Source organism: Streptomyces sp. NPDC041135, assembly GCF_055592085.1.
Map to the genome: position 1 here is coordinate 1 of NZ_JBVIYZ010000025.1, position 26,263 is coordinate 26,263.

Here is a 26,263-nt window from a genome sequence, read left to right on the forward strand (position 1 = left end):
CGGAACCGAAGCCGTCACCGACACCGGCTTGAACCGCGCCCCGTCCAGCCACGCCCACGTCGGCAGATTCACCTTCGTCGCCGCCGCCGGAGCCAGCGTCACCTCCGTACTCGGCACCCGCACCTCGCCGTACGCCAACTCCGCCAGAATCCTCGGCGTGATCGCATTCTGGACGTTCGGCGGCGGAGCATCACCCTTGTCCACCCAGAAGATCGGCTCCTTACACTTGTCCCACCCCGGCGGGAAATCCTCGTTCACATACGAGTCCCACCAATATCCCTTGCCGGCCTTGTCCTTGTTGAAGTCCTTGTAGGGATGGCCACCCACATAACGGTCACGCTGCTGCGCGTCCCACTCATACCCGGTCGACCCCGCCTCCCAGATCGGCTCCAGATACGCCTTCAACTGGTCCGGCGTGTACTTCGGCGCGTACCAGCAGGCGGGCGGCGTCCATGTGGTCGTGGAGGTGACGGGGCCCACGGAAGAACCCGAACCGTTCTTGGAACGGTCGTAGACGATGACCCCGGCCGACGAGCTGAGCGTGGCGTTGTTTACACCGCCCGACGTCTTCTCGCCGGAATGCGGAGGCTTCTGTACACCCCCGTCTATCTTGTTGTCTGCCATGGCGGGAGCGGCACCCGCCAGGATCGAACCGACCAGCGCCGACGCGACCACCGCTCGTGATCCGGTGCTCAGGGCTGGCACTTCGCGCTACCCCTCACGGAGTCGAGCTTCTCGACGACCCAGACGCCCTTGCCGTTCTTGTGCAACTGGGAGCTGTAGAGCACGTAGCTGTTCTTGGTGACGGACGTCCTGTCGACCTTCTTCGTCTTCAGGTACAAGTCGTACGCCTTGCCCTGGTCCTCGCAGTACACCAGCGACGCCTTGTCGGAGCCGCTGACGTTGACCACCGGGTTGTAGTAGCGGTAGCTACCGGTGACCCGCGCCTTCGCCTTGGCATAGGCCTGGATGTACTGCTGTGTCTGCGCGGCGGCTTCACCCTCGTAGTAGAAGCGGTACGCCGGGTCGAGGGCGTCCTGGTGCACGATCGCGAGGTCCACCGCCTTGATGGACTGCTCACTGTCGCTCAGCACCGCGTCCTTCGTGGCGTCACCCGTTCTGGGCCAGTCGAAGGTGTACGACAGGTCCGACGGCATCTGGAGCACAGGGCGGCCCTCCGCCACGGACGTCGATGCCGACGCGGACGGAGTGGCGGACGTCGAGCGCCCCGTGTCCGCCCCCGCGATCTTGTCCCCCGACGTCGAGCCGCCGCCGTCCCCTCCCCCGCACCCGGTGAGCAGGAGTACGGCCATCGCACCGGTGGTGGCAGTCGCGAGCAGACGGGGGCGGCGGCGGGTCACGGTGGGCTCCTGGTGCGGCTGTTGAGGTCGGTGAGGCAGCCGACACCGTATCGAGCGGGCCCGTGGGCGCAAAACGGGAGAGGAGGACCGTCCGCTTCTCAGCGGTTCACGGACTGGATCTCCTGTACGACCACGTCCTGGTCGGCACCGAACGTCCCCTGCGGCAGGTCACCGCCATCACCGTCGCTGCCCGTCCAGTGGATGTCCCACGTGATCGTCGCCTTCAGCCGGTACGAACCCGTGCCCGAGGAGCGCAGGTACTTCACCCCGCACGGCGGCGTCCGCTCCGCCTTGCCCTTCGCATACGGCTCCCCGATACGGCCGTCCTCGATCGCGCACACACCCGACCCCGGATACGTCACCGCGTCCGACGTCCCCGGATCGATCCTCAGCGAGACCGGCGTCGCCGTCGTCGTCGCCGAAATCCCCAGCAACGGAACCGAAGCCGTCACCGACACCGGCTTGAACCGCGCCCCGTCCAGCCACGCCCACGTCGGCAGATTCACCTTCGTCGCCGCCGCCGGAGCCAACGTCACCTCCGTACTCGGCACCCGCACCTCGCCGTACGCCAACTCCGCCAGGATCCTCGGCGTGATCGCGTTCTGGACGTTCGGCGGCGGAGCATCACCCTTGTCCACCCAGAAGATCGGCTCCTCGCACTTGTCCCACCCCGGCGGGAAATCCTCGTTCACATACGAGTCCCACCAATATCCCTTGCCGGCCTTGTCCTTGTTGAAGTCCTTGTAGGGATGGCCGCCCTCGTAGCGGTCACGCTGCTGCGCGTCCCAGTCGGAGCCCGTCGAGCCCGCCTCCCAGATCGGTTCCAGGTACGCCTTCAGGTCGGCCGGGGAATACTTCGGCGCGTACCAGCACGCGGGCGGCGTCCACGACGTCGTCGACGTCACCGGACCCACGGAAGGACCGGAACCGTTCTTCGAACGGTCGTAGACGATGACCCCGGCGGAGGACGAAAGGGTGCCGTCGCCGGACGAGTTGCCGGAGGTGTGGGTGTCCGATCCGCCGCCCACCGTGCCGCCTCCCGGCGGTCCCTGATCGGCGTGGGCTGCCGTCGCGGGTATCAGGGATATCGCCGCGGCGGCGAGCAGGACGGTGACGCGGCGCGAGCGAATCACGGCTGGCACCTGCCGGCCCCACGGGTGGATGCGATCTTCACGAGTTCCCAGACCCCCTTCTGGTTCTTCTGCACCTGCACGCCGTAGGCGACGTAGCTGTCCTTGGTCGCCTTCGTCCGCTTCACTTCGCCGGTCTTGACGACCTTGCTGTATCCCTTGCTCTCGTCCCCGCAGTAGCTGAGCGACGCCTTGCCCGACGACTCCACGCCGACCTGGCGGTCGAAGTAGCGCACGGTACCGGTGACCGTCCAGCCGGCGTCCTTGAAGGACTTGACCCACTGCTGGGCGGCGGCCGCCCCCTCGCCCTCGGTGTAGTACTCCAGCGCGGGCAGCCGCGGGTTCTGGGCGACGATGGCCGCGTTGAGCGCGCGGATGAACTCCGCGTTGTCGCGCAGGACCGCGTCCTTCGTGGCGTCCCCCGTCGTCTCCGGCGTGAAGGCCAGCTTGACGTCCGACGGCAGGACGATCCTCGGGCGGTCCTGCGCCACGGGCGCCGATGGCGACGCCGACGGTGTGGCGGAGGCCGAGCTTCCCGTGTCCGAGCCCGCGATCTTGTCCTCCGACTTCTTGCCGCCGTCGTCCCCTCCCCCGCAGCCGGCGAGCAGGAGTACGGCTGTCGCACCGGTGGCGGCGGTGGTGAGCAGACGGGAGCGGCGGCGGGTCACGGTGGGCTCCTGGTGGGGCTGTTGAGGTCGGTGAAGCAGTCGACACGGTATCGAGATCGGCCGTGGGCGCACCAGAGCGAATTGATTCGCCCCGTCGGCGGACGGCGGACGTACGCGCGACGGGGCGAAAGGGAAGGGCAAACATGAAGGGTGGCGGAGGCGGGGCGGAGGCAGGGCGAGGCCCGGTCAGGGCTTGCGGCGGCCGCCTGCCCGCTGGGCGCCGTTCGGCCACAGCCTCGGGCCCCGCTTGGCCGCGATGTCCTCGATCCACCCGAAGGCCACGACGACCAGGCCGATCAGCGGCCAGACCAGGAAGAACATCCAGATCATGTAGCTGGAGTCCAGGGCGGCCACCGCGCGGTCGCTCTGCATGAACGGGAGGTTGTAGGCCTGGTCGATGATCGGGACCGTGGCCATGATGAGCATGTTGTGCCACAGGTAGATCGTGACCGCGCGGTTGTTGGACAGCGTGACCAGCTTGTCCCAGCGGGCGAGGCGGCCGGGCAGCTCCTGCCAGGACGGCGAGTACTGGAGCAGGATGACCACGAAACCGAACGACCAGGTCGCCTGGGCCAGGGAGATGTCGTTGAGGTCCCAGCCGTCGGGGCCCAGGTGGCCGGAGGCCCACCACAGGCCGAAGGCCATCAGCAGGGCCGCGCCGGAGACGGCGACGTAGCGGGGGACGCGTTGCAGGACGCCCTCGTGGTGGGCGAAGCCCAGCACCCAGCAGCCGCCGTAGACCGCGAAGTCGGTGACGGCGTTGCCGGTCTCGCCCGGGATCGACACCAGCCCGGTGCCGACGATCGCCGTCAGGCCCAGCGGGGCCAGCAGCGTCGGCCACGGCGCCTTGCGGAACGCCCACAGCAGCAGCGGGGACGCCACGACGAACCACAGGTAGGCACGCAGGTACCAGAGCGGGCCGCACGCCTGCACCGCCCAGGTGTCCTCCAGCAGGCCCGACCGGGAGCCGATGTGCCAGGGGAAGGGCGGGGCGCCGATCGGGACGAGGTAGGTGAACAGGTCGACGATGCCCCAGGTGCCGCCGTGGTCGGGGTCCTTCACCGGGTTCCAGCCACCGGCGAACATCAGCGCCAGGGCGACCGCGCTGAACGCCCACAGCGGGGGCAGCAGCCTGCGCACCCGGCTCTTGATCACGCTCACCGGCGGGCGGTTCAGCGAGCGCGCCATCAGCGAGCCCGCCAGCGCGAACATCACGCCCATGGAGGGGAACAGGACCGTCAGCCACGCCCAGCCGAACAGGTGGTAGACGACGACGCGGACCAGGGCGATCGAGCGCAGCAGGTCCAGGTAGCGGTCGCGGCCCGGCTTCCTCGCCGCGGGAGCGGCGGCGGGAGCGGCAGGGGCAGCGGGGACGGCGGCGGCAGGGGCGGCGGTGGCAGGGGCGGGGCCGGAAGCGTAAGGGGAAGCGGAGCCGTAAGGGGACGGGGAGGTGTAGGGGGACGGGGAGGCGTGGGGGGACGGGGAGGCGTGGGGGGACGGGGGGACGTGAGCCGGTGCGGGGACCGCGTCGGTCGCCCGCTGCTGGGGAAAGCCGTGGGGCTGCTGCCCGGGCGTGTATCCGTGGGTCATCCCACAGGCCTCCGATCACTGCCGCTCCGGTGGGTCCGCCGGCCCGGCGCCGGGCCGCCGGGGGCTTCGACGACACCCGTGCGCCGCAGCTTCTGCCAGCGCAGGCGTCCGCCGGTGAGTGCCGTGATCCAGGACTGGAGCAGGACGACGTACATGAGTTGGCGGTAGAGGATCTGCTGCAGGGGCAGCGAGATCAGGTGGGACATGCGTTCGCGGTCGAGGCGGAAGGCGTAGGCCGCGCACACGGCCTGGAGGGCCAGGACGCCCAGCCAGGCCAGGACCGTCTTCTGGGTGGGGCCGAAGACCACGCCGTACAGGAGGAAGACGTCGATGAGCGGGGCCAGCAGCGGGGCCAGCACCATGAACAGCGACACCAGGGGCAGGCCGACCCGGCCGAAGCGGCCCGACGGGCCCCGTTCCACGAGGGCACGGCGGTGCTTCCAGATGGCCTGCATGGTGCCGTAGGACCAGCGGTAGCGCTGGGACCACAGCTGCTGGACCGACTCCGGGGCCTCGGTCCAGGCGCGGGCCTTCTCGGCGTAGACGACGCGCCAGCCGTCGCGGTGCATCGCCATGGTGATGTCGGTGTCCTCGGCGAGCGTGTCGTCGCTCATGCCGCCGACGCGTTCCAGGGCGGACCGGCGGAACGCGCCCACCGCCCCCGGGATCGTCGGCATGCAGCGCAGGATGTCGTACATGCGGCGGTCGAGGTTGAAGCCCATCACGTACTCGATGTGCTGCCAGGCGCCGATGAGGGAGTCCCGGTTGCCCACCTTGGCGTTGCCGGCCACGGCGCCCACGCGCGGGTCGCCGAAGGGCTGGACGAGTTCGCGGACGGTGGCCGGTTCGAAGACCGTGTCGCCGTCCATCATCACGATGACGTCGTACCGGGCGTTCGCCAGGCCGCGGTTGAGCGCGGCCGGCTTGCCCGCGTTGAGCTGGCGGACGACGCGGACGTTCGGCAGCGCCATGGCCTCGACGATCCGCGCGGTGCCGTCGCTCGAACCGTCGTCGACGACGACGACCTCGATGGGGTGCTCACTGGCCATCAGCGAACGGACGGTGTTCTCGATGCACTTCGCCTCGTTGTACGCCGGGACCAGCACCGACACCGGTTCGGTGACCGGTGGCCCCCAGCGGAAGCCCTTGCGGCGCACCCGGCGGGCGTGCGCGCCGGACAGCAGCAGCATCAGGACGAAGCGGGCCATGACCAGGACGCCGATCACGGCGAGGGCGACGACCAGCACGTCGGTGATGCCGTCGGCGGCCTGGACCAGGAAGATCCAGGCCTTGCCCTTCCACAGGTCGAGGCCGTGCACGGTGGTGAGCGCGCTCGGCGCGTCCAGGGCCTCGGTGAGGTTGCCGAAGGTGTAGCCCCGCGCCTGGAGCATCGGCACGAACCGGTCCAGCGCCCGCACGGTCTGGTGGCGGTCGCCGCCGGAGTCGTGCATCAGGACGATGGCGCCCTTGCCGCCGTGCGGGGTGGCGCGGCGGATGATCTCGTCGACGCCCGGCTTGCGCCAGTCCTCGCTGTCGGTGTTGTTGACGACCGTGATGTAGCCGCGGGTACCGATGTACCGGGTGACCGGCCATGACTTGTCGTCCATGGCGTCGGCGAAGGAGGAGTACGGCGGCCGGAAGAGCGACGTGCGGATGCCCGCGGCCCCGGTGATCGCCAGCTGGTTCTGGGACAGCTCCCAGTCGATGCGCTTCTTCGACTGGTAGGAGAGGTCGGGGTGGTTGAAGGTGTGCAGGCCGACCTCGTGGCCCTCGGCCACCATGCGCCGGACCAGCTCGGGGTAGCGGGAGGCCATGGTGCCGGTGACGAAGAAGACCGCGTGCGCGTGGTGCTCCTTCAGCACGTCCAGGACCTTCGGTGTCCAGGTCGGGTCCGGTCCGTCGTCGAAGGTGAGGACCAGGCGGTGGTCGGGCACGCCCAGGCTGGCGGTACGGCCGCTGCGGGTGTCGATGACCGGGCCGCCCTCGAGGATCCGCTCCGGCACCTTGCCGGTGGCGGCCTCGGGCTGGATGCGGTGGTCGGCGAGGATCTCGCTGTGGACGTAGCCGCGCAGCATCAGCATCGCCGAGAGCGCGACGAGGACGAGCAGCGGCAGCAGCAGGCGCATGGGCAGGCGGCGGCGCGGGGAGCCGCCACGGGCGCCGGGCGCTCCGTGACGGCTGGTGCGGGGTGCCATCAGAGGGTGTGCTCCGGGGACGGGGCGGACGAGGAGAACGCGTCGGTGCGCGGCTCCTCGGCGAGGGGCGTGGGGATGAGCTGCGCCTGGGCCGCGAAGTCGCCGAGGGCGCCGACGCTGTCGCCGGCCGTCGCGGTGGGGTCGGGCACGTCGTGGGTGGGCGTGCTGCCGACGGCCGAGGCGGTGGTCGTCGGCAGCACCGGCGTGGGGTCCGGCGAGGACGCGCCGGCGCCGCCCGCCGCGGCGGTGGTGGACCTCGTGGCCGTCGGCCGCGGGGCGGTCGTGGTCTTCTTCGTCGCCGCGCTGCCGGCGGTCTCGCGCACGATGGGGGCGGCGGTCCCGGTGGCGGTCGCGCCGCTGCCCGGCGTGGCGGTCGCCCGGGTGGCGGCACCGGCGCTGCCGGACGGCTGAGCGGACGTGCTGGGCAGCGGGGAGGTGTCGACCTTGCCGGCGGTGCCGTCGGCGTCCTGGCCCGGCACCGGCAGCCAGGGCGCGTCGGAGCTGCCGCTGAGCAGGGTGGCGACGATGACGGCGGCGTACCCGGCGCAGGCGACCCCGATGAGCACGCCCAGGCGGCGGAAGGTACGGCCGCGGCGGCCGGAGGCGTCGACGAAGACCGGCCCGTCGGAGGCGTCCTGCCCGCCCCCGCGCGGCGCGCTCGCGACCGCGCTCAGGTGGAGGTCCCCGAGCTGTACGGCGTCGAGCTGGACCGTCACCTCGTGCGGATCGTGGGTCGCGTCGGCACCGGCGGACGCGGCGCGCGTGGCGGACGTCGCCCCGGTGGCCCGCGTGACGGACGTGAGCGGTTCGTTCCAGAGGTCGTGCGGGGCACCCGTGCGGCTCCCGACGCCTCCGCCGTGACGGCCTTGCGGCAGTACGGCGGTCTCGTCGACCGGGGCCGCCGCGGTGGGCCGCGCCGGCCCGTGCGAACGGAAGGCGTCGAACGCGCCGAAGGCGTCGAAGGAACCCGGGGCCCCACCGGTGGCGGAGGCATGGGAGGCACCCGAGACACCGGAGTCGACGTAAGCACCGTAGGCGCCGCCGTACGGTTCCGCGTCGGCGTACGGCTCCGTCGGCCCCGGCGGGAACCCCTGGACGCCGGTCCCCGGTATGAGCCGGGTGTCTCCCGCCGTCACGGGCAGGCCGCCGGCCCCGGACGCGACCTGGGGCCACTCCGGTTGGGCGTCTTCTCGCCACTTATTCACGCGCGCACATCCCCCCACGGGACAGTTAAGGGTGCGCACACGACTCCGAGCACCAGTCGATCGAGCCGGGCCCCCACCCAGCTCAAGCGCCCCTACTACCAGACCGCGCTCGGGCGATGAATGTAGCGCACTGGCAGGCCCCGCGGTCGCCATGTGTCATCTGATGGCGTTCATCACACCATCGTCACTGGCCGAAATCCAACTCCCGGCGGGCCGCCGAAGCCACCCTTCGGCTCCGCCGATCTCGGTCGCGGCCCGCCGAAGCGCAGCCAATCCCGGATGGACCAGCCCCTTTCGCCACACCAGCGACACAGGCGACACCGGCACCGGATCGACCAGCGGCCGCAACACCGTCCGGGGCATGGCCGGAAAGTCCACCACGGCCAGAACCGGACTACGGGTCTTCGCCATCAACCGCTCGAACTCCTCCTCGCCGAACGCCGGTGGAAGGGGTGACGCCAGTCGGATGCCCCGTCCCTCGAACAGGTGATGTGCGAGGTCGGTCCACTCCCGGGTGCGCGGATTGCCGGCGCCGGCGTAGACGGACTCCCCCGCCAGCGCGGCCAGCGGCACCCGCGCCAGCCCGGCCAGCGGGTGGTCCTCGGGCAGGACGACGGCCATGGGCTCGTAGCGCACCGGCTGCTGCTCCAGGCCTGCCCGCAGCGCCGGGTCCAGACCGGCGAACCGCCCGAAGGAGACGTCCAGCCGCCCGGCGAGCAGCTCGGCCGCCGCTCCGGTCAGGCCGCTCTCGTAGCGGGCCATCAGATCGCAGTCGGGGGCGAGTTCCCGGGCCCGGTGCAGTACGCGGCGACCGGTGCCGAGTCCCGGGGAGTTGATGTCCACCAGCAGGGGCCGGACCTGGCCGAAGGCGGCGAGCAGGTCCTCCTGGGCGGCCAGCACCCGGCGGGCGTGGGGCAGCAGGCGCTCGGCGTCCGGGGTCGGCGTGACCTGCCGGGTGGTGCGCACGAACAGCTCGGCGCCCAGCTCCCGCTCCAGCCGCCGGATGTCCCGGCTGAGCGCCTGCTGGGCCACGTAGAGGCGGGCCGCGGCGCGGGTGAAGTGCAGTTCCTCGGCGACCGTGACGAAGGCGCGCAGGAGGCGGGGATCGAGGTGGGTGGGTGTGGGCACGACAGGAACTTACAACCGGGGTGTGTCAATCGGCGCCGGACAGGTGTTGGACCCGGTGATCCCTCCCGGGCGACCGTCCTTGCATGCCCGTCTCGTCCCGTACCTCACCCCGCACCTCGCCCCTCGCCCCGTACCGCCGGCTGTTCGCCCTGCCCGGCACCCGTGCCTTCACCGCCGGCAACCTGCTCGCCCGTCTGCCGATGGGCATGTTCGGCGTGAGCGCGGTGGTGATGATCGCCGGGTCGCGCGGCTCGTACGCCCTGGCCGGTGCCGTCACGGGCACCGGTCTGGTGGCGACCGGGCTGGCCGGACCGTGGATCGCGCGGCTCGTCGACCGGCACGGGCAGGCCCGGGTCGCGGTGCCCGCCACGGTCCTCGCGGTGCTCGGCAGCCTCGCCCTGCTGCTGTGCGTCCGCAGCGGCGCCCCCGACTGGACGCTGTTCGCCGCCTACGCCGCCACCGCCACCACCCCCAACCTCGGCGGCATGTCCCGCGCCCGCTGGGCGCACCTGCTGCGGGACGACCCCGACGCCCTGCACACCGCCAACTCCTTCGAGCAGGCCGCCGACGAGCTGTGCTTCATGCTGGGGCCCGTGCTGGCGTCCTTCCTGACCGGCACGTTCTTCCCGGAGGCGGGCACGCTCACCGCCGCCGCGCTGCTGCTGGCCGGCCTGCTGCTGTTCGCCGCGCAGCGCGCCACCGAGCCGCCGCCCCGGGCCCGTTCGCAGGCCCGGTCGCCGCTGCGCAGTCCGGGCGTCGCGCCGCTGCTGCTCTGTTTCGTCGCCGTCGGCGCGGTCTTCGGCGCGATGGAGGTCGTCACGATCGCGTACGCCGACGCGCTGGGCCACCGCCCGGCGGCCGGGCCGGTCCTCGCCCTGCAGGCGGCGGGCTCCTGCGCGGCGGGCCTGCTGTACGGGACCCTGCGCCCGGCCGCGCCCCGGCCGGCGCGCTGCCTGGGCGCGATGACCGCGCTGATGGCGCTGCCGCTGCTCGCGGCGCGTGCCACCGGTTCCCTGTGGGCGCTCGCGCCGGCCCTGCTGGTCGCGGGCATGGCGACCGCGCCGACGATGGTGACCGCGATGGCCCTGGTCCAGCGGCGCACCCCGGGCGACCGGCTGAACGAGGGCATGAGTCTCGTCGTCACCGCGCTGCTCACCGGCGTCGCCTGCGGGTCGGCCTGCGGCGGCTGGGTGGCCGAGCGTGCCGAGCCGGGGAGCGGTTTCCTGGTGCCCGTCGCCGCCGCGGCCCTGGCGCTGCTCATCGACCGGACGGCCGCCCTGGCGCGGCCCCGGCAGGCGAAAGGCGTGAGCGCGGCGCCGCGCGGCGCCGCGTGAGCCTCGCCGGGGGCAGCCGGCGCCGGCCGGGCGCCCGGCATGACGAAGGCCCCGCCGCTCGGAAGCGGCGGGGCCTTCGCCCACATGGGGTGTGGAGGGGTGCTCCAGCTGGTGGAGATGGCGGGAATCGAACCCGCGTCCAACGGTGCGGAACCAGGGCTTCTCCGTGCGCAGTTCGCTGTGATTTTCTCGGCCCCGGCGATCACGCGAACAAGTCGCCGACGGGCCCAGTCACTGTTTGATTTCCCTCTTCACCCCGTGACCGGGATCAAGGTTTAGTTCCCTAGCTGATGCCAGGATCCGGGTCGGGAACAGCCCCGGGCTGACACTCCCGTAGGAGTTCGCCCGCTACTTAATTAAGCAGCGAGAGCGAACTGGGAGGAATCGCGCTTGGTGTTGGCGATTATTTGTTTCGGCCTGTGGTTCACGAGATCATGGCCGCTTCCTCGGCACGCTTCCCCTGCTTCGACAACCGCTGTCGAAACCGATCATCCCCATGTTGTGTTGTCAAACCCTCCGGGGAGGGCTGCGCACCCACTGCGGAGTGCAGGTGCCATCGTACGTGAACAACACGGGAGCGTGCCAGCGCATTCCCGCCCGGTGTCGTCCGCGTCCGGCGCCTCCCCCGGCGCCCGTGGGCGCGCTCACCGGCGGCCCGTGCTCCCGCCTACGCCTGCTGCTTGCGCCGGACCGCCGAGATCGCCCGGTCGGTCTCGCGCCGGTCCTGCTTCTCGCGCAATGTCTGCCGCTTGTCGTACTCCTTCTTGCCCCGGGCCAGGGCGATCTCGATCTTGGCCCGGCCGTCCTTGAAGTACAGCGCGAGCGGCACGATCGTGTGGCCGGTCTCCTGGGACTTGGCCTCCAGCTTGCCGATCTCCTCCCGGTGCAGCAGCAGCTTTCGCTTGCGGCGGGCGGTGTGGTTGGTCCAGGTGCCCTGGCTGTACTCGGGGACGTGCACGTTGTGCAGCCACGCCTCGTGCCCGTCCAGCTGGACGAAGCCGTCGACCAGTGAGGCCCGCCCCTGGCGCAGTGACTTCACCTCGGTCCCCGTGAGCACCAGACCGGCCTCGTAGGTGTCGAGGATCTGGTAGTCGTGCCGCGCCTTCTTGTTCTGCGCGATCAGCTTGCGCCCTTTTTCCTTAGCCATAGTGCCGTCCATTTTCGCACTACGCGGGGGGTCGGGGGGAAGCCGATTACCGCGGGGCTCAGGACGGGTCACCCAGACCGCTCAGCACCGTCTCGGCCCGGGCGAGCGCCTCCCGGCCCGCTTCCAGGTCCGGCGTGATGCCCCGGCCGTCCACCGCGCGGCCGGCCGGGGTGCGGTAGTGGCCGACGGTCAGCTCGGCCACCGAGCCGTCCGGCAGCTTGCTCGGCATCTGCACGGAGCCCTTGCCGAAGGTGCGGGAGCCGACGACGACCGCCCGGCCCCGGTCCTGGAGGGCGCCGGTGAGCAGTTCGGCCGCGCTCATCGTGCCGCCGTCGACCAGCGCGACCAGGGGCCGGGCGGTGTCCCCGCCGGGCTCGGCGTGCAGGGCGCGCTCGCTGCCCTCGACGTCGTAGGTGGCGACGAGGCCGCCGTCGAGGAAGGCGGAGGCGGCGGTGACGGCCTCGGTGACCAGGCCGCCGGAGTTGCCGCGCAGGTCCAGGACGATCCCGGCGCCGGCCGGGGCCTGCCGTACCGCGGTGCGGACCTCGTCGCCCGCGCCCTTGGTGAAGGCGGCTATCCGGATCACGGTGATGCCGCCGGACAGCTTGCGCACGGTCACCGAGCCGGTGGACAGGCGGGCCCGGCGCAGCGTCTCGTGCCAGGTGCGGGTGGAGCGCTGCAGGCCCAGGGTGACCGCGGTGCCGGCGTGGGCGTCGGTGGCGTCGCCGCGCAGCAGGGCGACGACCTCGGTGACCGGCCGCCCGTCGACGTCCTTGCCGTCGACGCTGCGCAGCCGGTCGCCGCGGTGGATGCCGGCGGCGGCCGCGGGCGAGCCGGACTGCACCCGGGTCACCTCGATGCGGCCGTCGCGCTCGCGCCGCGCCCACAGTCCGACGCCGGTGTAGGCGCCGTCCAGCGCCTCCTGGAACTCCTGGTACTCGCCCTCGGAGTAGACGGCGCCCCAGCGGTCGCCGCTGCGGCTGACGGCCCGCTCGGCGGCCTCCATCGGGGACTTGCCGTCGGCCATGGCCTGGGCGGCGGCGCGCTGCACGTCCTCGTGCCGGGTGGCCGCGCGGGCCGCGCCGGCCGGCTGGGCGGCCTTGCGGGCGGGCCGGCCGGGGTCGGGGAAGGAGCAGGTGGCGGCACCGGCCGCCAGGACGCCGGCTAAGACCAATGTCAGGGCGGCCCCGCGGCGGATGCGGCGGGGCTGACAGAACAGGTCACGGCCTGACATGCGGGTGAGTCTAGGACAACACGGAGGGCCGTACGGAACGTTGCCCGTACGGCCCTCTTGTCATTCGTCACACCTTCAGGTACTTGCGCAGCGCGAAGAACGCGGCCAGCGCGGGCATCAGCACGCTGGTGGCGAGGATCAGCGGGAGCTTGGTCAACACCGCGTCCCAGCCCACGAAGTTGATGAGGGTGAGCTTGTCCGACAGGGCCATGCCGTGGTCGATGGTGAGGTACCGGCCCACCACCAGGAAGACGCAGGCCAGTCCGCCGCCGATGAGTCCGGCGACCGCGGCCTCCATGATGAACGGCGCCTGGATGTAGAACCCGGAGGCGCCGACCAGCCGCATGATCCCGGTCTCCCGCCGACGGCTGAACGCCGAGACGCGCACCGTGTTGACGATCAGCAGCAGGGCCACGATGAGCATCAGCGCCATCACGCCGAGCGCCGCCCGGTTCATCAGGTTCAGCAGCCCGAACAGGTTGTCCAGGATGCCCTTCTGGTCCTGCACCGACTGCACGCCGTCCCGCCCGTCGAAGGCGGTCGCGATGACCTGGTACTTCTCCGGGTCCTTCAGCTTGATGCGGTACGACTCCTGCATCTGGTCCGGGGTCAGCGAACTGGCCAGCGGGGAGTCGCCGAACTGCTGCTTGTAGTGCTTGTACGCCTCGTCCTGCGACTCGTACGTCACCTTGTCGACGACCGTCATCTTGTCCAGGTCGGCGAGGATCTGCTTCTTCTGGTCCTCGGTGACCGCGCCCTTGGCGCAGTTGGGGTCGGACTGGGCGTCGCTCTTGTTGCACAGGAAGATCGAGACGTTGACCTTGTCGTACCAGTAGCCCTTCATGGTGCTCACCTGGTCGCTCATCAGCAGCGAACCGCCGAACAGCGCCAGGGACAGGGCGACGGAGACGATGACGGCGAAGGTCATCGTCAGGTTGCGGCGGAGACCGACACCGATCTCCGACAGTACGAACTGGGCGCGCATGGCGTCGGGTTAAGCCTTTCCGTGGACGAACGTCGGCCGGGTGGGTACGGCGGTCAGTGCTGGTAGCCGTAGACGCCGCGGGCCTGGTCGCGCACGAGGCGGCCCTTCTCCAGCTCGATGACGCGCTTGCGCATCTGGTCCACGATGTTCTGGTCGTGCGTGGCCATCACCACGGTCGTGCCGGTCCGGTTGATCCGGTCGAGCAGCTTCATGATGCCGACGGAGGTCTGCGGGTCGAGGTTGCCGGTGGGCTCGTCGGCGATCAGCAGCTTGGGCCGGTTGACGAACGCCCGCGCGATGGCGACGCGCTGCTGCTCACCGCCGGACAGCTCGCCGGGCCTGCGGTCCTCCTTGCCGCCGAGTCCGACGAGGTCGAGGACCTGCGGGACGGACTTGCGGATCTCGCCGCGCGACTTGCCGATGACCTCCTGCGCGAAGGCCACGTTTTCGGCGACCGTCTTGTTGGGCAGCAGGCGGAAGTCCTGGAACACCGTCCCCAGCTGGCGGCGCATCTGCGGCACCTTCCAGTTGGAGAGGCGCGCGAGGTCCTTGCCCAGCACGTGCACCTGGCCGTGGCTGCACCGCTCCTCGCGCAGGACGAGGCGCAGGAACGTCGACTTGCCGGAGCCGGAGGACCCGACGAGGAAGACGAACTCGCCCTTCTCCACCTCGAGGGAGACATCCCGGAGGGCGGGGCGGGTCTGCTTGGGGTAGACCTTGGAGACGTTGTCGAATCGGATCACGGATGCACCACGGGTCGCCGGGGGTAGATGAGCGTGACCATACGCGAACCCGGTGCGCACGCGCAGTCGACGGCCGCACTTGCGCGAGGCTTGTACGGTTTTGCACCTACAGTCACTTTTCAAGACCCCACAGGTCAGGCCCCCCTTCTCCGGCGCCCGCGCAACCTGGGGGGGAACCTGGCACAGTGGAGGGGGAACGTTCTCGTTCCCGGATGCGTTGTACATGTGATGGCCGGTGCGAGGAGGGTGAGCGCATGACGTACGACCGGTTGGTGTGCGCGAACTGCGCGGCGCCCGTGAGCGAGGGCCGGTGCCCGGTGTGCCGGGCCAACCGCGAACGGCTCCAGCAGGAGAACTTCTTCGCGGGACTGAACCCGATGGCGCTGATCGCGCTGCTGGCGGTGCTGATCGCCGCCGTGGCGCTGCTGGCACACCAGACGGCCTGAGACGCTCGGCACGGGCCCACGCGGCCCGCAGGCCCGCACAGGGCAGCAGAACGGCCGCAGAACAGCAGCACGGCCGAAGGGCCCGGAGCGCACCCGCTCCGGGCCCTTCGTCACACCCTGTCGTCACATCCGGACGCGAGGTCAGGCCGCGGCGCCGCCCCGGCCGCCGACCAGGCGCGGCAGCACCCGGAAGCCGATGCCGCCGGCGATCATCGTGGCCGCGCCGACGAGCAGGAACGCGGTCTCGCCGGCACCGGTCTCGGCGAGCTGCTTGTCGCCGCCCTGGGCCGAGGTGTCGGAGCCGGTGTCGGTGAGGGCCGAGGAGCCCTCCTCCTGGGAGACGTTGTCGTTGCCGCCGCCGTCGGGGGTGGTGTTGCCGTTGCCGCCCGTGGAGCCGGAACCGCCGGTGGAGCCGTCGCCGCCCGTGGAGCCGGAGCCGCCGGTCGAGCCGGAGCCGCCGGTGGAGCCGCCGGTGGAGCCGCCGGTGGAGCCGCCCGAGGTGCTGCCGCCGGTGGAGGAGCCGCCACCGGTCGTGCTGCTGCCGCCGGTGCCGGTGTCACCGCCCGTGGTGCTGGTGCCGCCGGTGCCGGTGTCGCCACCCGTGGTGCTGGTGCCGCCCGTGCCGGTGTCACCGCCCGTGGTGGTGGTGCCGCCGGTGCCGGTGTCGCCACCGGTGGTGGTGGTGCCGCCGGTGCCGGTGTCACCACCGGTGTCACCACCGGTGTCGCCGCCGATGGCGCCGCCGATCGTGACGTCACCGCCGGTGCTGCTGTCACCGGTGGTGCCGGTGGTGCCGGTGTCGCCGCCCTCGGTCGTGGTGCCGCCGTCGGTGCAGATGCCGATGGGGCAGCCGCCGGTGTCACCGCCCGCGTCGCCACCGGTCGTGCCGGCGGTGTCGCCACCGTCGGCGCTCACGGACACACCGATGTCGAGGGCCGAGGCGGCCCCCGCAGCGGTCAGCGAGGCACCCGCGGCGATCACGGCACCGGCGGCTATCCGCGCGACCCGGATCCGCGTCTTCTTGGTCATCTGGTTGCTACCCCCAGTAGCTGATCGTCAATGAGGCGGCGCTCGGGGCTGGCCGTGATCGACGGGAGGTGGCCGAAGCGCCCGGAATCAGGCGCGTCATCGATATCCCCCGGTTCACATGCGCCCCAGAGATACGCATGCCACGCTTCACCCTTCCCACTTTCGGCAGTGCCGTCAAGGTCGTTGCGCGCGCAATGTCCAGTGGGGCGGCCTTTGGCGGGAGTTGGCGCGTGTGAGTGTGATGTAAAACCCAGACAAATGACAACTGCCGCCTCAAGGGCGGCAGTTGTCATGTCGACAAAGTTACTTCTCCTGCTGCTTGCGCCAGCGAATCCCGGCCTCCAGGAAGCCGTCGATCTCACCGTTGAAGACGGCCTCGGGATTGCCGACCTCGTGATCGGTGCGCAGGTCCTTGACCATCTGGTAGGGGTGCAGCACGTAGGAACGCATCTGGTTGCCCCAGGAGTTGCCGCCGTCGCCCTTGAGGGCGTTCATCTTCTCCTGCTCCTCCTGACGGCGCCGCTCGAGCAGCTTGGCCTGGAGGACGTTCATCGCGGTCGCCTTGTTCTGGATCTGCGAGCGCTCGTTCTGGCAGGAGACGACGATGCCGGTGGGCAGGTGGGTGAGCCGCACCGCGGAGTCGGTGGTGTTCACGCCCTGGCCGCCCGGGCCGGAGGAACGGTAGACGTCCACCCGCAGTTCGGACTCGTCGATCTCGATGTGGTCGGTCTGCTCGACCACGGGGAGGATCTCCACGCCCGCGAAGGAGGTCTGCCGGCGCCCCTGGTTGTCGAAGGGCGAGATCCGCACCAGGCGGTGGGTGCCCTGCTCGACGGAAAGGGTGCCGTAGGCGTACGGCACCTGCACGGCGAAGGTGGTGGACTTGATGCCCGCCTCCTCCGCGTACGACGTCTCGTAGATCTCGGTCTTGTAGCCGTGCTGCTCGGCCCAGCGCAGGTACATGCGCTGGAGCTTCTCCGCGAAGTCGGCGGCGTCGACGCCACCGGCCTCGGCGCGGATGTTGACGAGCGCCTCACGGGAGTCGTACTCCCCGGACAGGAGGGTGCGGACCTCCATCTCGTCCAGCGCCTTGCGGACGGCCGTCAGCTCGGACTCCGCCTCGGCGCGGGTGTCCGGGTCGTCCTCCTCCTCGGCCATCTGGAAGAGCACGGCGAGATCGTCGATCCGGCCGCGCAGCGCCTCCGCCTTCCTGACCTCGGCCTGGAGGTGGGAGAGCTTGCTGGTGATCTTCTGCGCCTCGTCCGGGTTGTCCCACAGGGACGGCGCGGCCGCCTGCTCCTCGAGCACGGCGATGTCTGCCCTCAGCTTGTCGAGGTCCAGGACGGCCTCGATCGACTCCATGGTCGAGGAGAGGGACTTCAGCTCTTCGGATACATCGACGACTGCCACGCATCCAGCCTAACGGCTCCGCCGTGCGGCGAGCGCCGGGCCGGGCCGCCGGCTCACGGGGCGCCGCCGGCTCACGGGGCGGAGGTGCTGTGCGTGGTGTCCTGCGGGGGTCCGTCGTCGTGGGAGGTGGCGAGCCAGGCGCCGACGCCCAGGGCGGCGGCCAGGACCACCCCGGCCACGCCGAGCGTCACCTTCCGGCGCCGCGCCGCCGCCCGGTGCCGGGCGGAACCGGGACGGGGGGCACCGGCGGCACGGGGCGCGCGGGCCGTGCCGTGGGCGGGGCCGGCCAGCTCGTCCGGGCCCGGCACGCGCATCGAGGTGTGCGTGTCCCGGTTGGAGTCCGGCTCGGCGCCGGGGACCAGCGGGACGGCCCCGCGCCTGCGCGCCTGCCCGGCGGCCGCCGGGCCCGCCGGGGAGGGCGCGTCCCGGTCCTCGTCGGGCTCGGTGTCGGGCTCGTCCACGTCCAGCGGCGGCATCCCGGCCAGCAGCGGCAGCTGCTCGCGCAGCCGGTCCGCCAGCTCCGAGGCGCGCAGCCGGGAGGCGGGCGCCTTGGCCAGGCACTGCACGATCAGCTGCCACAGCTCCTCGGGGATCCCCGGCAGCGGGACGACCGTCTCGGTCACATGGCGGCGCAGCACCGCGCCCGGGTGGCCGCCGCCGAAGGGGGTGAAGCCCGCGAGCAGTTCGTACAGCACGGTGGCGAGGGCGTAGATGTCGACGGCCGCGCGCGGGGGCAGCCCCTCGACGATCTCCGGGGCCAGGTAGTCCGGGGTGCCGATGATCTTCGTGGCCCGGGTCCGCTTGGGCGAGTCGATCAGCTTGGCGACGCCGAAGTCGGTCAGCAGCGCGGGGTGGGCGCCGCCGGGGCCCAGCGGGCCCTGCATGTCCAGCAGCACGTTCTCCGGCTTGACGTCGCGGTGCACGATGCCGGCCGCGTGCGCCGCGGCCAGGCCGTCGGCGATGTCCGCGACGACGGCCACCGCGGCCTCGGGCGCCATGCGCCGCTCGCGCTCCAGCCGGGTGCGCAGGTCGGTGCCGCGGACCAGGTCCATGACGAGCGCCAGGTCGTTGCCGTCGACCACCAGGTCGCGGACGGTGACGATGTGCGGGTGCTCCAGGCCGAGCAGGGCGGTGCGCTCCTGCACGAAGCGTCCGACGAGTTCCTGGTCGGACGCGAGATCCTCGCGCAGCATCTTGATGGCGACGGGGCCCTCGGGTCCCTCGCCCAGCCACACCGTGCCGGCGCTGCCCCGCCCCAGGATCTGGTGCGCGGTGTACCGGCTGCCGATCTTCCGTGCCAAGACTGCTCCTACAGACGCGTGTGAGCGACAAAACTACGCGTCCGGCGAGCCGGCCTTCACCGCGGAGACGGAAATCACCCGCCAGGTGTCGACAAATCTCCAGACCGGCTATCGGTTCCGGACGCCGGCGGCCCTGCGGGCGTCAGCCGCCGGAGGAGTTCTTCAGGTCCCGCACCCAGTCGCCGGCCTTGCCCGCCAGGTCGGTGAGCTGGTCCCAGTACCCCTTGCCCTGGCCGACCCAGGTGTGCAGCGGGGTGAGGTCCCAGATCAGCCAGCCCGCCACGAAGAGGATGACGAGGGTGAACAGACAGCCCTTCAGGCAGCCGAGCCCGGGGATCTTCATCGGGTTGGCGCTGCGCTGCCGCGGCGGCCGGGGCTCGCGCGCGGGCCGCCGGGGCTCCGCCGGGGCGGGCGGCGCGTACCGCTGGGGCTGCTGGCGCTGCGGCGGGGAGTACTGCTGCGGCTGCTGCTGCTGCTGCGGGTGGCCGTAGCCGCCCGGGGACTGCTGCCGGCCGCGGGGCTGCGGGCGCTGCTGGGGCCGCTGCTGCGGGGCGGGGCGCTGCGGCTGCTGCTGCGGCCGGGCGACCTGGCGCTGCGGGCGGCGGCGCAGCGGGTCCTCGTCGGGGTCGACGTACTGGATCTGGGTCTGCTCGTTGCGGTCCCGGGCCGCGCGCAGCTGGGTCTGCCAGGGGTGCGGCTGCTCGGGCGGCTGCCCCGGCTGCCCGTCGCCGGGCCGGTGCGGCGGCACCGGCGGCAGGACGGTGGTGGGGTCGGCGGCGCCGGTGTGGGGCAGCACGCTGGTCGCCGCGTTCGGGTCGTAGGCCCCCTGCGGCGAGCCGGTCGGCAGCACCTGGGTGGGGTCGGCGGCGCCGGGCACGCCCGGTACGGCGGCGGGGTCCGGGTCGGGGGCCAGCAGGGCGCCCACGCCCTCGGCGGCGGCGATCTGCGCGGCGTTGGCGTGCACGCCGATGCCCTCGGCGACGACCCGCAGGCCGCGGGCGAGGTTCTCGGCGCTGGGCCGCTCCCCGGGGTTCTTGCGCAGGCAGCGCTCTATCACCGTCCACAGCGGGTCGGGCACCGTGGACGGGCGGCGCGGTTCGGCGCTCAGGTGCTGGTGCAGGACCTCCAGGGCGGAGCCGCCGGAGAACGGGGGGCGGCCGGTGACCAGCTCGTACAGCAGGATGCCGGCGCCGTAGATGTCGACGGCGGAGGTCTGCGGGCGGCCCTCGGCGGACTCGGGGGCCACGTAGGCGGGCGTGCCCACGAACTCGTGGGTGCGGGTCAGCCCCGGGGAGTCGGCGAGGCGCGCGATGCCGAAGTCGGTGAGCAGCGGGTGCATCAGGCCGTCGTACTGCCGCAGCAGCACGTTGGCCGGTTTCAGATCACGGTGGACGACGCCGTCGGCGTGGCTGGCGGCGAGCGCGTCGGCGATCTGCGCGGTCATCAGCGCGGCGGCGACGGGCGTGAAGGGACCGTTCTCGCGCAGGTAGCGGTGCAGGTCGGGGCCCTCGACGAGGTCCATGACCAGCGCCAGCAGGTCGCCCTCGACCACCAGGTCGCGCACCCGCACGATGTTGGGGTGGGTGAGCCGGAGCAGGACGGAGCGCTCCCTGAGGAAGCGCATGACGACGTCGGGGTCGCTCGCCAGCTCCTCCTTGAGGACCTTGATCGCGACGGTCTCACCGGGCTGGCCGGCCACGGCGGCCTCGGCACCCGCGGTCTCCCGCTGGCGGGCTCGCCAGACGGTGCCCGTGGCGCCGCGGCCGAGCGGCTCCTCGAGCAGGTACTTGCTGCCTACCGGCCGCACGTCATGTGCTCCCTGCTGCTTGCTGGTGTTCCGACCCACTGTAGTGCCGCCCCCGAGAGCACTACGTAAGCGTTCCTCCCCATGTTCGACGGCGGTCGCACCGAACGGTTCCCGGAGACTTCCCGGGTCGGTCCCGGACCGGTTCCCCGGCCCTTCCCGGACCTTTCCCCCGGCCCTTCCCGGGACTGTTCCACGGCGACCGCGCCGGCCGCCGTCACGGCGACCCGGAGGAAAGACGCCGGGCTCGGTCTCCTGGTTGCCGAAAGCCGGACGTGACCGATCTCAAGTGGTCGCCGGTGCGGTACCGGCCAGGCACTTTTGCGGGCAGAGCCGACCAATCAAGATCACTCGGCACCGGGCACCGGGCGCACTGTCGGTGGCAGGTGCGAGGATGCCTTGCAGTACTGGCCGACGTGCTCGTGGGGTGGGGGGAAGTCCGCGCCCGCGCAGAAGGGACCGCTGACGCCGATGCAGATCCGGCTGACCGTCGTAGACCCGCAGGGTCCGTCCGCGCAGCGGGGCCGCGCCGCGAGCCGCGACGTGCTGGTGACGGCGCCCGCGGGCACGGACCTGGCGGCGGTGGCGTCGGCGCTGGCCGCGGCGGTCACCGGGGACGGGGGCGCGGGCCGGGAGTCCTCGGGCGCCTCGGTGGTGCTGTACGCCGGCGCGGAGCGGCTGGACGCCCGCCGCCGGGTGCTGGGCGAGCCCCCGCTGGTCGACGGCGCCGTGCTGTCCCTGGGCGCCCCGGCCGCGCCCGAGCCGCATCCGGAGCTGGACGACGCCCCCGCCCAGCTGCACGTGGTGGCGGGACCGGACGCGGGCGGGGTCCATCTGCTGCACGGCGGCCAGGTCACCGTGGGCCGCTCCGCCGACGCCGACGTCCCGCTGGACGACCCGGACGTCTCCCGGCTGCACTGCGCCGTCACGGTCGGCGCCGACGGCCGCGTCTCGGTGTCCGACCTCGGGTCCACCAACGGCACCTCGCTCGCCGGCGTCCGCGTCACCGACCGGGCGGTGCGGTTCGCGCCGGGGGCGCTGCTGCGGATCGGCGAATCGGCCTTGCGGGTTACGCCGTCCGGGGGACCCGGGGCCCGGGTGGCCACGGCGGCCGACGGCGAGGGCTGCGTGCGGATCGTCCCCGTGGACGGCGCGACCGGCCCCGGGGGCGGCGCGGACGGCGACGCGGGACACGCACGCGAGGCGGAGGGCGCCGGGCGCGCCGCCGGGCCCGGCCCCTCGGAGGTCACGCACCACTCCTACGGCGCCGGGCACTGGGACGTCCCGGGCGGCGGGCCGGAGGCTCAGGAGCACCGGCGCGCGCAGCCCCCGCGGGTGCCGGGGCAGGGCGGCGCGCCGGACGCCGAGAGCCGGGACGCGGCGTCCGGCGGCGGGGACACCCACGCCGGGCACTTCGGCGTCCCCGGGCTCGCGGCCGCGGAGGGCAGCGGCCCGGGCGGGGGCGGCACGGACGCGGACGCCGACGTCCCGCAGGGCGGGCGCCGCCGGGGCGGGCTCGGGGCCTGGGCACGGCGGCTGGCCGGCGGACGCCCGGAGCAGGCACCGCGGGACACCCGGCCGTACGAGGGCACGGCCGCCGGTGCGCCCGGGGCCCCGGCGGCCGGCGCCCCGCAGCGGAGCGACACCTGGCCGGACCCGGCCGCGCTGCTGCTCACCGCGCTCGGCCCCGGGCCCCGGCTGTGGGAGCGGGGCCCCGGGCACCCCGAGGCGCTGACCGTGCGCCTCGGTACGGCCGACCGGACCGCGCCGGACGGCTCGGGCCTGCTGCCCGCCGTGCCGGTCACCGCGGATCTGCGCGAGGCCGGGGCGCTGGGCCTGGCCGGGCCGCGCCCCCGGCTGTCCGGGCTGGCCCGCGCGGTGCTGGCCCAGCTCGCCGCGCTGCACTCCCCGGACCTGCTGGAGATCGTGCTGATCAGCGCCGACCGCTCCCGCCCGGTGGAGGAGCGCACGGCCGAGTGGTCCTGGCTCGGCTGGCTGCCGCACGTCCGCCCCGGCCACGGCCAGGACTGCCGCCTTCTGCTGGCCTACGACCGGGAGCAGGCCGCCGCCCGCGTGGAGGAACTGCTGCGCCGGGTGGAGGACCACGCGGCGACGGGCAGGTCGGCGGCGGTCCCGGCCCGGTCCACCGGGCACCCGGTACCCACCGCCGACCCGGCACGGCACCGGCCCGCCACCACACCCGGCACCGCCTCCGGCTCCGGGCCGGAGAGCGCGGCCGCCCCGCCCGCCGACCCGGAGCGCTCGTCCGGCCGCCGCCCCTCCTGGGCCCGGGACGACCTCGCGCTCGACGGCGGCGGCTTCCGGGGGCCGTACACCGTCGTCGTCGTGGACGGCGACCCCGGCGGCGCGTCGCTGCGCGAGGCGGTCGCCCGGCTGGCCACGGCCGGGCCGCGGGCCGGCATCCACGTGATCTGCCTGGCCGAGACGGTGGCCGCGTCGCCCGCCTCGCCGGTGACCCGGACGTACGAGTCGGCCTGCGCGGTGGCGCCGACGTTCTCGCGGTGCGGGGCGGTGGCCCTGCTCAGCGGTGACGTCGCCACGGCGCTGCACCTGATGCGGGTCGCGCCCGCCGGTCCCGTCGGCCCCGGCACCCTCGCGGCCGTCGACGCGGTGTCCCCGGCCTGGGCCGAGCGGTTCGCCCGGGCGCTGGCGCCGCTGCGCCCCGACGGACCCGTCGGCGACCGGCACGCGCGCGTGGCCCTGCCGCTGCCCCGGTCGGCGAGGCTGCTGGACGAGCTGGGGCTGGCCCGGGCCACCCCGGCGTCGCTGATGGCGCGCTGGGCGGACGCCGCCGACGACACGGCGTCGCTCGGCGGGCGGGCCTGCGCGGTGCTCGGCGCCGGGCCGCGCGGCCCGGTCACCGCCGACCTGGTGGCCGACGGGCCGCACCTGCTGGTCGAGGGCCCGCCCGGCAGCGGCCGCACGGAGCTGCTGCGGGCCGTGGTCGCCTCGCTGGCCGCCGCCGAGCGCCCGGACCGGCTGGGCGTCGTCCTGATCGACGGCCGCGACGGCGTCGGCACCGGCGCGGGCCTCGGCGAGGGCCTGCGCGCCTGCACGGAGATACCGCACGTCACGACCCACCTCACCGTCAACGACCCCGTGCGGATGCGGGAGTTCGCCCAGTCGCTGAGCGCCGAGCTGAAGCGGCGCGCGGAGCTGCTGGGCCGGGCGGACTTCGCGGAGTGGCACGCGGGGCGTGCGGTGTCCGGCCGTATCGTCACCCAGCGCACGGCGACCGGGCGGGCCGGCGCCTCCGGTGCCGCCCCGGCCGCCGTCACCGGTGCCGCGCCCGCCGGGTCCGCGGCAGCCTCCGGCGCCTCTTCCGGCGCCGGGGACATAGAGACGCCGTCCACTTCGACCCTCCGGCTGCGCCCGGCGGCTGCCCGCCGGCAGACCGGGGAGGCGCCGCCGCTGCCACGGCTGGTGGTGGTCGTCGACGACCTGGACGCGCTGGTCTCCCCCGCGCTGGGCTCGCCGGGCCGGCCCGCCGCCGGGTCCGTGATGCGGGCGCTGGAGGCGGTGGCCAAGGAGGGCGAGCGGCTCGGCGTCCACCTGGTGGCGGCGACGGGGCCCGGCGGCCGTACGGCGGACACGGAACCGGCGCGCCGGGCCGCGCTGCGTGTGCAGCTCGCGGCGCCGTCCGCCGGACCGGACGAACCGGCGCCCGGGCGGGGCAGCCTGACCTGCGCGGACGGCCGGGTCACCGCGTTCCAGGGCGGCCGGGTGACCGGCCGTATCCCGCGCACCGCGACCCAGCGGCCCACGGTCGTCGCGCTGGAGTGGCAGCGCATGGGCGACCCGCCGGCCCGCCGGCCGGTGCGCGAGCTGGGCAACGGCCCCACCGACCTGGCCCTGCTGGCGAGCGCGGTGGAGCGGGCGGCACGGGAGGTGGCGGCGGCGGAGGTCCCGTCGCTGCTCTGATCCGCGCCGTCGCGCCCCCGTCCGGTCTGATCGGGTTGCGTCCGAACGAGCACGCGTACCCCCGGACTGCCAGGCATACACACCTGGTCACGAGGCGGTCACGATCACCCCGTCGACACCGCGGGCGCTCTTGCCCACCTCGAGCGACGCGGCGTAGACCGGTGCGCACGGGACGGCGCTCGAGACGTTCAGGACGTTCGACGAAGAACGAAGAACGGGGCAGTAATGCGTAGCAACAGCGACATGATCCGGCCGATCAGGGCCACCACGGCGTTGGCCACCCTGCTCACGGGAGCCCTCGTGCTCACCGCGTGCGGCGGCGGCGACGACAAGAAGGACGACGACGGCAGCAGCACCGGGGCGACCGCCTCCGGTTCCTCCCTCACCCTGCCGAAGCTGAACGGCGAGAGCCTGGAGGTCGCCGCCGTCTGGACCGGCACCGAACAGGCCAACTTCAAGAAGGTGCTGGCGGAGTTCGAGAAGCGCACCGGTGCCAAGGTGACCTTCGTGCCCGCCCAGGACCCGATCATCAACTTCCTCGGTTCCAAGATCGCGGGCGGTCAGCCGCCGGACATCGCGCTGCTGCCGCAGCCGGGCGCGATCAAGCAGGCCGTGGACAAGAAGTGGGCCAAGCCGCTCGGCGCCGACGCCCTGAAGGAGCTGCAGAAGAACTACTCGCCGGGCTGGCAGGACATCGGCAAGGTCGACGGCAAGCAGTACGGCGTCTACTACAAGGCCGCGAACAAGTCGCTGATCTGGTACAACGCCCAGGCGTTCGACAACGCGGGCGCCAAGGAGCCCAAGACCTGGCAGGAGCTGCTGACCGCCGCCCAGGCGGTGTACGACTCCGGTGTCACGCCCTTCTCGGTCGGCGGCGCCGACGGCTGGACGCTGACCGACTGGTTCGAGAACATCTACCTGTCCCAGGCGGGCCCGGAGAAGTACGACCAGCTCGCCCAGCACAAGATCAAGTGGACCGACCCCTCGGTGAAGCAGGCGCTCACCACGCTCGCCCAGGTCTGGGGCAAGAAGGACTACGTGGCGGGCGGCGCCGACGGCGCGCTGCAGACGGAGTTCCCGGCCTCGGTCACCCAGACCTTCACCGGCGGTGACCAGCCGAAGGCGGCCATGGTCTACGAGGGCGACTTCGCGCAGGTCAACATCGCCGACACCAAGGCGAAGGTGGGCACGGACGCCAAGGTGTTCCCCTTCCCGGCGGTGGGCTCGTCCGCGCCGGTGGTCTCCGGCGGTGACGCGGCCGTCATCCTGAAGGACTCCAAGGCGGCCCAGGCGCTGGCCACCTTCCTGGCCTCCCCGGACGCGGCGACCATCCAGGCCAAGCTCGGGGGCTACCTCTCGCCGAACAAGAACGTGCCGGACTCGGCGTACCCGAACGCGGTGCAGCAGCGGATCGCCAAGGCGCTGGTCGCGTCCGGCGACGACTTCCGCTTCGACATGTCCGACCAGGCCCCGCAGGCGTTCGGCGGCACGCCCGGCAAGGGCGAGTGGAAGGACCTCCAGGACTTCCTGAAGAACCCGAAGGACGTCGCCGGCGCCCAGGCGCGGCTGGAGAAGGACGCCGCGGCCGCGTACGGGAACGGGAGCTGATCC

19 protein-coding genes, 1 other RNA gene and 1 pseudogene are annotated in these 26,263 nt (G+C 72.9%); 4 read left to right on the forward strand and 17 right to left on the reverse strand.

The window, feature by feature from the left end; genetic code table 11:
• The 8 genes and pseudogenes from ACZ6CZ_RS32130 to ACZ6CZ_RS32165 all read right to left on the reverse strand — a co-directional run.
• Nucleotides 1–624 (reverse strand): annotated as a pseudogene (locus ACZ6CZ_RS32130) (hypothetical protein); the annotation flags it as partial.
• Between the two features lie 68 nt (nucleotides 625–692).
• Nucleotides 693–1,361 (reverse strand): hypothetical protein, encoded by a 669-nt coding sequence (locus tag ACZ6CZ_RS32135; protein WP_469028271.1) that lies wholly within the window; start codon nucleotides 1,359–1,361, stop codon nucleotides 693–695.
• A gap of 98 nt (nucleotides 1,362–1,459) precedes the next feature.
• Complete coding sequence (locus ACZ6CZ_RS32140) at nucleotides 1,460–2,503, reverse strand: hypothetical protein (RefSeq protein ID WP_469028273.1); 1,044 nt, start codon at nucleotides 2,501–2,503, stop codon at nucleotides 1,460–1,462.
• Nucleotides 2,491–3,159, reverse strand: coding sequence for a hypothetical protein (locus ACZ6CZ_RS32145; RefSeq protein ID WP_469028276.1), 669 nt, complete (start codon nucleotides 3,157–3,159; stop codon nucleotides 2,491–2,493). Before ACZ6CZ_RS32145 ends, ACZ6CZ_RS32140 begins: the two co-directional genes overlap by 13 nt.
• A 186-nt stretch (nucleotides 3,160–3,345) precedes the next feature.
• Nucleotides 3,346–4,749 carry an acyltransferase family protein gene (locus ACZ6CZ_RS32150; RefSeq protein ID WP_469028277.1) on the reverse strand — a complete coding sequence of 468 codons (1,404 nt, stop codon included), beginning with the start codon at nucleotides 4,747–4,749 and terminating at the stop codon, nucleotides 3,346–3,348.
• On the reverse strand, nucleotides 4,746–6,944 hold the full coding sequence (locus tag ACZ6CZ_RS32155) for a polysaccharide deacetylase family protein (protein ID WP_469028280.1): 2,199 nt from the start codon (nucleotides 6,942–6,944) through the stop codon (nucleotides 4,746–4,748). The genes ACZ6CZ_RS32150 and ACZ6CZ_RS32155 overlap by 4 nt, the downstream gene beginning before the upstream one ends.
• Complete coding sequence (locus ACZ6CZ_RS32160; protein WP_469028282.1) at nucleotides 6,944–8,149, reverse strand: hypothetical protein; 1,206 nt, start codon at nucleotides 8,147–8,149, stop codon at nucleotides 6,944–6,946. The genes ACZ6CZ_RS32155 and ACZ6CZ_RS32160 overlap by 1 nt, the downstream gene beginning before the upstream one ends.
• A gap of 156 nt (nucleotides 8,150–8,305) precedes the next feature.
• Complete coding sequence (locus ACZ6CZ_RS32165) at nucleotides 8,306–9,277, reverse strand: LysR family transcriptional regulator (RefSeq protein ID WP_469028285.1); 972 nt, start codon at nucleotides 9,275–9,277, stop codon at nucleotides 8,306–8,308.
• Between the two features lie 83 nt (nucleotides 9,278–9,360).
• Between ACZ6CZ_RS32165 and ACZ6CZ_RS32170 the strand changes: the two genes are divergently transcribed.
• Nucleotides 9,361–10,611 carry an MFS transporter gene (locus ACZ6CZ_RS32170; RefSeq protein ID WP_469028287.1) on the forward strand — a complete coding sequence of 417 codons (1,251 nt, stop codon included), beginning with the start codon at nucleotides 9,361–9,363 and terminating at the stop codon, nucleotides 10,609–10,611.
• Between the two features lie 109 nt (nucleotides 10,612–10,720).
• Here ACZ6CZ_RS32170 and ssrA read toward each other — a convergent pair.
• The 5 genes from ssrA to ftsE form a co-directional block, all read right to left on the reverse strand.
• Nucleotides 10,721–11,107, reverse strand: a transfer-messenger RNA (tmRNA) gene (ssrA, locus tag ACZ6CZ_RS32175).
• A gap of 171 nt (nucleotides 11,108–11,278) precedes the next feature.
• Nucleotides 11,279–11,758: an SsrA-binding protein SmpB gene (gene smpB / locus ACZ6CZ_RS32180; RefSeq protein WP_469028290.1), complete on the reverse strand. Its 480-nt coding sequence runs from the start codon at nucleotides 11,756–11,758 to the stop codon at nucleotides 11,279–11,281.
• Nucleotides 11,759–11,816: 58 nt separating this feature from the next.
• Complete coding sequence (locus ACZ6CZ_RS32185) at nucleotides 11,817–12,992, reverse strand: S41 family peptidase (protein WP_469028292.1); 1,176 nt, start codon at nucleotides 12,990–12,992, stop codon at nucleotides 11,817–11,819.
• A 67-nt stretch (nucleotides 12,993–13,059) separates the two neighbouring features.
• On the reverse strand, nucleotides 13,060–13,977 hold the full coding sequence (ftsX, locus tag ACZ6CZ_RS32190; protein ID WP_469028295.1) for a permease-like cell division protein FtsX: 918 nt from the start codon (nucleotides 13,975–13,977) through the stop codon (nucleotides 13,060–13,062).
• 53 nt (nucleotides 13,978–14,030) lie between these two features.
• The gene (gene ftsE, locus ACZ6CZ_RS32195) at nucleotides 14,031–14,720 is read right to left on the reverse strand and encodes a cell division ATP-binding protein FtsE (RefSeq protein ID WP_469028297.1); all 690 of its coding nucleotides are present in this window, start codon (nucleotides 14,718–14,720) and stop codon (nucleotides 14,031–14,033) included.
• A 254-nt stretch (nucleotides 14,721–14,974) separates the two neighbouring features.
• Between ftsE and ACZ6CZ_RS32200 the strand changes: the two genes are divergently transcribed.
• Nucleotides 14,975–15,166: a hypothetical protein gene (locus tag ACZ6CZ_RS32200; RefSeq protein ID WP_016438128.1), complete on the forward strand. Its 192-nt coding sequence runs from the start codon at nucleotides 14,975–14,977 to the stop codon at nucleotides 15,164–15,166.
• A gap of 141 nt (nucleotides 15,167–15,307) precedes the next feature.
• On the opposite strand, the gene ACZ6CZ_RS32205 is transcribed toward ACZ6CZ_RS32200, so the two are convergent.
• The 4 genes from ACZ6CZ_RS32205 to ACZ6CZ_RS32220 form a co-directional block, all read right to left on the reverse strand.
• Nucleotides 15,308–16,195 carry a hypothetical protein gene (locus ACZ6CZ_RS32205; protein WP_469028299.1) on the reverse strand — a complete coding sequence of 296 codons (888 nt, stop codon included), beginning with the start codon at nucleotides 16,193–16,195 and terminating at the stop codon, nucleotides 15,308–15,310.
• Nucleotides 16,196–16,498: 303 nt separating this feature from the next.
• On the reverse strand, nucleotides 16,499–17,605 hold the full coding sequence (gene prfB, locus ACZ6CZ_RS32210) for a peptide chain release factor 2 (protein ID WP_469028302.1): 1,107 nt from the start codon (nucleotides 17,603–17,605) through the stop codon (nucleotides 16,499–16,501).
• Between the two features lie 71 nt (nucleotides 17,606–17,676).
• Nucleotides 17,677–18,906 carry a serine/threonine-protein kinase gene (locus ACZ6CZ_RS32215; protein WP_469028304.1) on the reverse strand — a complete coding sequence of 410 codons (1,230 nt, stop codon included), beginning with the start codon at nucleotides 18,904–18,906 and terminating at the stop codon, nucleotides 17,677–17,679.
• A gap of 142 nt (nucleotides 18,907–19,048) precedes the next feature.
• A complete protein-coding gene (locus ACZ6CZ_RS32220) occupies nucleotides 19,049–20,713 on the reverse strand; it encodes a serine/threonine-protein kinase (protein ID WP_469028306.1) in 1,665 nt (554 codons plus the stop codon).
• A gap of 468 nt (nucleotides 20,714–21,181) precedes the next feature.
• Between ACZ6CZ_RS32220 and ACZ6CZ_RS32225 the strand changes: the two genes are divergently transcribed.
• A complete protein-coding gene (locus ACZ6CZ_RS32225; protein ID WP_469028309.1) occupies nucleotides 21,182–24,652 on the forward strand; it encodes an FtsK/SpoIIIE domain-containing protein in 3,471 nt (1,156 codons plus the stop codon).
• Between the two features lie 225 nt (nucleotides 24,653–24,877).
• On the forward strand, nucleotides 24,878–26,260 hold the full coding sequence (locus tag ACZ6CZ_RS32230) for an ABC transporter substrate-binding protein (RefSeq protein WP_469028312.1): 1,383 nt from the start codon (nucleotides 24,878–24,880) through the stop codon (nucleotides 26,258–26,260).
• Nucleotides 26,261–26,263: the final 3 nt, after the last annotated feature.